The sequence below is a fragment of the Belnapia moabensis DSM 16746 genome (genome assembly GCF_000745835.1).
GTDB lineage: Bacteria > Pseudomonadota > Alphaproteobacteria > Acetobacterales > Acetobacteraceae > Belnapia > Belnapia moabensis.
Window position 1 is genome coordinate 1 of record NZ_JQKB01000167.1, and the last position, 6,252, is coordinate 6,252.

The 6,252-nt window shown below is 64.5% G+C and carries 5 protein-coding genes and 3 pseudogenes; 6 read left to right on the plus strand and 2 right to left on the minus strand.

Annotated elements, in window-relative coordinates; genetic code table 11:
• The 3 genes from EP26_RS29290 to EP26_RS29300 form a co-directional block, all read left to right on the plus strand.
• Positions 1–299, plus strand: a 299-nt coding sequence (locus EP26_RS29290) for an integrase core domain-containing protein (RefSeq protein ID WP_043344690.1), incomplete at its 5' end; no start/stop codon positions are given.
• 48 nt (positions 300–347) lie between these two features.
• Positions 348–785, plus strand: coding sequence for a DDE-type integrase/transposase/recombinase (locus EP26_RS34140; protein WP_281177140.1), 438 nt, complete (start codon positions 348–350; stop codon positions 783–785).
• Positions 786–1,089: 304 nt separating this feature from the next.
• On the plus strand, positions 1,090–1,323 hold the full coding sequence (locus EP26_RS29300) for a site-specific integrase (RefSeq protein ID WP_157033917.1): 234 nt from the start codon (positions 1,090–1,092) through the stop codon (positions 1,321–1,323).
• 464 nt (positions 1,324–1,787) lie between these two features.
• Here the strand turns inward: EP26_RS29300 and EP26_RS29305 are convergent, their stop codons facing one another.
• Positions 1,788–3,371 (minus strand): alkaline phosphatase, encoded by a 1,584-nt coding sequence (locus EP26_RS29305; RefSeq protein ID WP_084113132.1) that lies wholly within the window; start codon positions 3,369–3,371, stop codon positions 1,788–1,790.
• A 293-nt stretch (positions 3,372–3,664) separates the two neighbouring features.
• On the opposite strand from EP26_RS29305, the pseudogene EP26_RS29310 reads away from it, so the two are divergent.
• A pseudogene (locus tag EP26_RS29310) lies at positions 3,665–3,946 on the plus strand (transposase); the annotation flags it as partial.
• Between the two features lie 231 nt (positions 3,947–4,177).
• On the opposite strand, the gene EP26_RS29315 reads toward EP26_RS29310, so the two are convergent.
• A complete protein-coding gene (locus EP26_RS29315; protein WP_043344695.1) occupies positions 4,178–5,227 on the minus strand; it encodes an IS110 family RNA-guided transposase in 1,050 nt (349 codons plus the stop codon).
• Positions 5,228–5,292: 65 nt separating this feature from the next.
• On the opposite strand from EP26_RS29315, the pseudogene EP26_RS29320 reads away from it, so the two are divergent.
• A pseudogene (locus tag EP26_RS29320) lies at positions 5,293–5,943 on the plus strand (IS3 family transposase); the annotation flags it as partial.
• 67 nt (positions 5,944–6,010) lie between these two features.
• Positions 6,011–6,252 (plus strand): annotated as a pseudogene (locus EP26_RS29325) (IS110 family transposase); the annotation flags it as partial.

Below are 6,252 nucleotides of genomic sequence, written 5' to 3' on the forward strand. Positions count from 1 at the left end.
ACCACGGCAGCCAGTACATGTCGGACGCCTTCCAGAAGGAGCTCCGCTTCCTGTCCATCGAGAACTCGCCCGCCTTCGTGCGCGCGCCGGAGGGCAACGGCTGCGCGGAGCGCTTCATCCGCACCCTCAAGGAGAACCTCCTCTGGGTGCGGACCTTCGACACCGTCGAAGCGCTCCGCCAGGCGCCGCTCGAGTTCCGTGACACCTACAACGCGACTTGGCTCATCGAGCAGCACGGCTTCAAGCCACCCACCGCCGTCCGGCAGGATCAGCTTTCAACCGCGGCACTCGCCGCGTAGGCTGCAGCACGGTGTCTCGGCATCCGCGGGCGGTACAGCGGGACCTACCTGTATCGGGCGGTCGACAGCCGCGGCCAGACGATCGACTTCCTGCTCTTGGCCAAGCGCGATGCCGACCCCGCAAAGCGGTTCTTCCACAAGGCGTTGGGGCAGCCGCACACGGTGAACCCGCGCACTATCACGGTGGACAAGAACCCAGCCTACCCATGCGCCACGGCGGAGATGAAAGCGGACGACGAGCTGTGGCACTTCGCCCGGCTACGAAAATGCAAGTACCTCAATAACATACTGGAACAAGACCATCGGCGCGTTAAACGCCTGGTCCGGCCTGGGCTGGGCTTCGACGGTTTCCACACAGCACGACGGACACTGGCAGGCTACGAGGCGATGGCAATGATTAGAAAGGGGCAGGTACGAAAGGTTGGCGGACGCGATATGCGGACCCAAGCCGCCTTCGTCGCCGAGCTGTTCCAGGCGGCCGCCTGATCCGAAGCCTGTCAGGGCCATTCGCAATCTGCCGCAAACTTCGCGACTGAACCGGCTACTGCGCTGCGCTGACGGTGAGCCACAGCCGGGCTACCCTGCGCCGCCGCCTGGCCGCCATCGGCCGCGCCCATCGGATGAGCGGCTTGGCCTGGATGCGCTCACACCCGGTAATCCGCGACACCCTGGCCGGGACCTTTCGCCGGCACGGCAGGCCGCAACGCCGGGCCGCGGCGATTGGCACCGCCGATCTCCGGCGCCTGTGGCGACCTGCAGCGGCGATCTGGCGGGTCTGCGGGACCGGGCCATGCTGCTGCTGGGCTCTGCCGCGGCGCTGCGGCGCTCCGAGCTGGCCGCCGTGCAGCGGGAGCACCTGAGCTTTACCGCCGAGGGCTTGCGGCTGCTGATCCCGCGCCAAGACCGATCAGGACGGGCAGGGGCCGAGATCGGCGTGCCGCGGGGCGCCAAACCGGAGACCTGCCCGGTGCGGGCCATAGAGGCTTGGCTGCGCGCCAGTACGGCCCGGTATTCCGGGAAGTGAATCGCTGGAACTCGATGGAGCCGACGCCGCTGCACCCCGACGCGCTGCCTAGAGCAAATCCGATCAGGTAGAATCGCCGAGTCGGAGTAACTTGCTTGCAAAAACAATAAGCTGGAGCGGGGTCCATGTGCCAGTGCGAACGGAAAACGCTCTAAAGATCCTCGCCCGCTATGTGGCCAAGGCGGGGCTGACCGCGTCCGGGCTGGAGCGCCTTCCGCGCACGGTCTACGCGCTGGCTTTATCACCGAAGCCTACAAGGCCGGTGCCCGCGACGAGGCCATTATGGAGCACTCGCGCCACAAGGATGTCAGGACCATGCGCGGCTATGTCCGCCTCACCAAGTTGGTCAACATGTAAGAACCCGGACTGCAGGCGCGAGCCAATGGGAGTGCTGACTCTCATCCGACGCACCGACAGGCGGCCAGACCGGGCCGGGCACGGCCTGCTCCGATCCGCCGAAAACTTTACGACATAACCTGCGGCCAACTCTTCCTCCGAGGCGAGCAGATGCGGCCCAGCTGTTTCGGGCCGCATCTGCTCAGATCCTGGACGAACCAGTTGCCAGTGGCTTCGTAGTTCGCAATCACCTGCGCTGCGAGTGCGTCCCAATCCACCTCCGGCTGCGTCATCAGTTCATCTTTAGGCTGACCGGAAGCCTTTTGGAGGCCCATGGCTTCGGCCACAACATCGAAAATCTGGGTGTTGTCGAGATAGCGTTGCTCATCACCCTCGGCGCCGTGATTTGCGAGTCCAGGGTCGGTGCTGGTCGCGGCCGCCGTGAAGAGTTCGGACCCGGCGCCATTCGCCCAAACGGGCACGAGCTCGTTGGTGTGGTTGTCGGAATGCCAGCGGCCTAGCGGCAGCGAGTCTTGACCCTGGTTGATGATTGGTTCGAACGCCTCATCGTCCGAGTTGGGGCCGAGCAGCATGCTGTTTCCGTGGTCAGTAAGGATGACGACCCTCGTTTCGTCCCAGCTGCTCTCCGTCCCCACCCACTGGACTACCGACTCGACCGCCTCGTTGAAGCCAATCTGCTCCTCTACGATGCGTGGCAAGTTGTTGGCGTGCGCCGCCCAATCTACGGCGCCGCCCTCGACCATAAGGAAGAAGCCGTCCTCGTCGTCCTGGAGCACGTTGAGCGCGCCCTCAGCCATCGTGGCCAGGCTCGGCACGTTCTCATTGAGGTCACCCATTGCAACGCCATCGCGTTCGAACTGCAGCGTCGAGCCGGTCTGGAAAGTGCCGAGCACCTTCTCCCCGTCTGGAATCTCAAGTGTGCCATCGGCAAGCGCCTCGAAATCCTCGCGGGATTCGATGAAGCGGTAGTTCGTGCGGCCGCCGATGAGGTCCAGGAAGGTTTTTTCACCGCCGACGTATCGAAAGTCGTCCTCGCCCTCTGGTGTCCGAGCTTCACCGTTGGCGTCGTAGAATGGATGGCCCCCGCCCATAATGACGGAAGCGTTGCCGCTCTCGACCATCTCCTGAGCGATCTCGGCGTAGTTGTTTCGGTTCTCGTTGTGCGCGCCGAAAGCGGCGGGCGTCGCGTGCGACCACTGCACACTGCTGACGATGCCGAGCTCCCGGCCACTCCCGACAGCGAGCTCACCGATATTGGTAAGCGGATTGCCGAAGTTGTTGCGGTTGATGGCGGCGTTGTAGGTCTTCTCGCCTGTCGCAAGGGCGGTGCCGGCAGCGGCGCTGTCGGTGACACCCTGGCGCAGATAGTCGTAACCGGCAAAGTAGTTCGGATACTCGCTGACATTGCCCTCGTAAGAGCCGTCCCCCATCTCGATGGACCAAGCCTGAGCAGGATCGTAGGACACCTCGCCTTCGGCCGTGTTGGCTGGCGTGGTCGAAGTGGTTAGAGGGAAAGTGCTCATGTGGTGGTGCACGGCAAAGTCGTCGTACGCCTCGTGCCCTAAGCCGCCATGGCGGTAGTAGCTGGCAGCGTCCCAGGTGGTGGGGCTTGCGCCATCCGCGATCATCAAGATGACGTTGCGGGCAGGTACGTCGTCACTCGCCGGTGGCGTCGGTGTCGCCGAATCCATGGATGAGTCTCCGTGCAAAATATTGGCTGCTCGTCGCTGCCGACGGGCCGCCAATCGCCGCCGCTGACTAGCGGTGGTCTGGTGGACACTGCGATCTCGTCTAGTTCAGTCGCGTGACATAATAGAAGCAATCCGGTGAAGAGCCCCCGCCGTAGCGTATCCAGGTGCTGTTCCAAGGATTGATAGAGGCGGCTGCGCACACGTGTTGCGCAGCCTGCTTCGACGATGTGACCTTAACCCGTAGAAGCGGTCCGCCGATAATGTGAGGCCGGCGAGCCGCGGAGGGTTTTGGGATTGCAAGGAAAAACCACAAACCGGAAGAAATCGTGGCCAAGCTTCGGCAGGTCGAGGTGTTGCTGGCGCAGGGCAAGACGGCGGCCGAGGCGGTGCGCACGATCGGGGTGACGGAGCAGAGCTATTACCGCAGGCGAAGCGGGTATGGTGGCCTGAAGCTGGATCAGGTGAAGGGTCTGAAGCTGCTGGAGCAGAAGAACGGTAGGCTGCGAAATGCGGTGGCGGACCTGATGTTGGAGAAGCTGGTGCTGAAGGAAGCTGCTTCGGGAAATGTATGGTCCGCCCCTCCCCAGCAAGGGACGAGTTGGTGATCACGACAGCAGTTGCGTCAATGTATCCGGCCTCTCGCGAGTGAGCCGCTGTTGCGGCCAAGCCATGATGGAGATCCGCGCGCGCCGTTCCCAGATACTGGCAAGGGCATGGGGCCCGTTTTCCCTGAAAGGGCTTACTGCGCGCCGATCGTCTGCTTCGTCATCACTCCCTCGAGCCTCGCAAGCTGCGGCCAGGGGCGCCTAGACGAAGGCGGGATCGCGCCGTTCGTACAGTGCCCCGGGCTTGTTCAGGATCACCCAGGCGACGCGTGCCATCTTCGCCGCTAGCGCGACCACGACCTTGTTGGGATGCATCCTTGTCCGCAACTGATCCAGCCAGGCTCCAAGCCGGTCGCGGCTTCGGTCGAGATGCATCAGGCACGAGCGGGCACCGTGGATCAGCAGCCGGCGAATATAGGGATTACCCCGCTTGCTGATGCCGAGGAGGGTAGTCTTTCCGCCGGTCGAGTGCTGCCTCGGCACGGACCCGATCCAGGCAGCGAGATCGCGCGCCTTCCTGGATTGCCGTCCCTCGCCGACGGCGGCGATGATGGCCGTGGCACCGAGGGGGCCAATGCCGGGGATGGTGGCAAGAGGCCGTGCAACATCGTGAGTGGTTGCCGTGGCCTCGATTTCGCGGGAGACGTCAGCGATGCGCCCTTCGAGCGCGCGCAGTTCCTCCCACAGCTCGGACAGCAGTCGCCGCATCGTCGGCGTGAGGTCGTTCTCCTCGTCTGCGATCACCCTCGCCAGGTCGAGCTTGAACGCCCCGGCGCCCTGCCGCATGGCGACGCCGTGCTCGAGACAGAAGACACGCATCTGACAGATCAGGCGGGTGCGCGCGGTCACAAGGCGCTCGCGGATCCGATGCAGCGCCTGCAGGTCGACCTGTTCGGGTGTCTTGATCTCGACGAAGCGCATCGTCGGCCGGGTCACCGCCTCGGCGATAGCAGCGGCATCGATGAGGTCATTCTTGTTGGGCTTCACATACGGCTTCACGAACTGCGTTGGGACAATGCGCACCCTATGTCCGAGCGCCGTGATCTTCCGGGCGAGCCACTGGGAGCCGCCGCAGGCCTCCATGCCGACGATGGCAGGAGCGGCGCGCTCAAAGAATTGCAGCAGCGTGTCGCGGCGGAACTTGGCCTTCTGAATGGGTCGCCCTGTCTCGTCCAGGCCAACGACGTGGAAGGTGGTCTTGCCGATGTCAACGCCGTAAACCGCAGCGTCACGAGGCTTGTTCCTGAGCATCTTGCTCCTCCTCTCAGCTGCGCCGCCATTCTGCCAAATGCCGGTCGGGGCGGACCATCCCATTACTGGTGAGCACTGCGCGTCGTCGGGCCTGCGTCGAGCATGTGAGGGGTAGGCTGGGCGTCTCGGAGCGGTTTGCCTGCCGGGTGCTGAGTCAGCACCGCTCGGTGCAGCGCGAGGCGCCGAGGGTGGCTGACGACGAAACGGCGCTGAGAGAGCGCCTCGTAGACCTGGCCCGACGGTATGGCCGGTATGGCTACCGCCGGATCACGGCCCTGCTGCGGGCCGAGGGCTGGCGGTGCAACCACAAGCGGGTGGAGCGGATCTGGCGGGCGGAGGGGCTAAAGGTGCCTGCCCGGCAGTCCAAGAGGGGGCGGCTCTGGCTGAACGACGGCTCCTGCGTGCGGCTCCGGCCTGAGCGGCCGAACCAGGTCTGGGCGTATGACTTCGTCGAAGATCGCACCCGGGACGGGCGCTGGTTCCGGATGCTGAACGTGGTCGATGAGTTCACCCGCGAATGCCTGGCGATCCGGGTTGGGCGCCAGCTCAAGGCAGCCGACGTCATCGACGTCCTGTCCGACCTGCTCATCCTGCGTGGCGTCCCAGGCCATGTTCGGTCGGACAATGGCCCCGAGTTTGCAGCCACAGCCGTGCGGCGTTGGATCAGCGGCGTGGGCGCGGCGACGGCGTTCATCGAGCCTGGCAGCCCGTGGGAGATGGCGTAATCGGTCTGGAGGCGGGCAACCTCTCCGGACTGCTCCACTCACCCGAAAGGCTTCCAGGATGAACCAGCACTATGTTGGCCTCGACGTCTCTCTGGACCAGACGAGCCTGTGCGTCCTCGACGGCGCTGGCCAGGTTGTCTGCGAGACGAAAGTAGACACCGATCCGGCCGCGATCGCAGCCTGCCTTTGTCGGGCAGGTGTTTCCGTCGCACGGCTCGGCCTGGAGGCGGGCCCGCTCTCGCAGTGGCTCTACGCCGGGCTGGTGGCCTCAGGCCTGCCTGCGATCTGCATCGAGACACG

Bases quoted from the DNA above. Each gene is read 5' to 3' on its own strand.
- EP26_RS29300 (WP_157033917.1), top strand. From the start codon at position 1,090: ATGCTGCTGCTGGGCTCTGCCGCGGCGCTGCGGCGCTCCGAGCTGGCC.
- EP26_RS29305 (WP_084113132.1), bottom strand. From the start codon at position 3,371: ATGGATTCGGCGACACCGACGCCACCGGCGAGTGACGACGTACCTGCC.
- EP26_RS29315 (WP_043344695.1), bottom strand. From the start codon at position 5,227: ATGCTCAGGAACAAGCCTCGTGACGCTGCGGTTTACGGCGTTGACATC.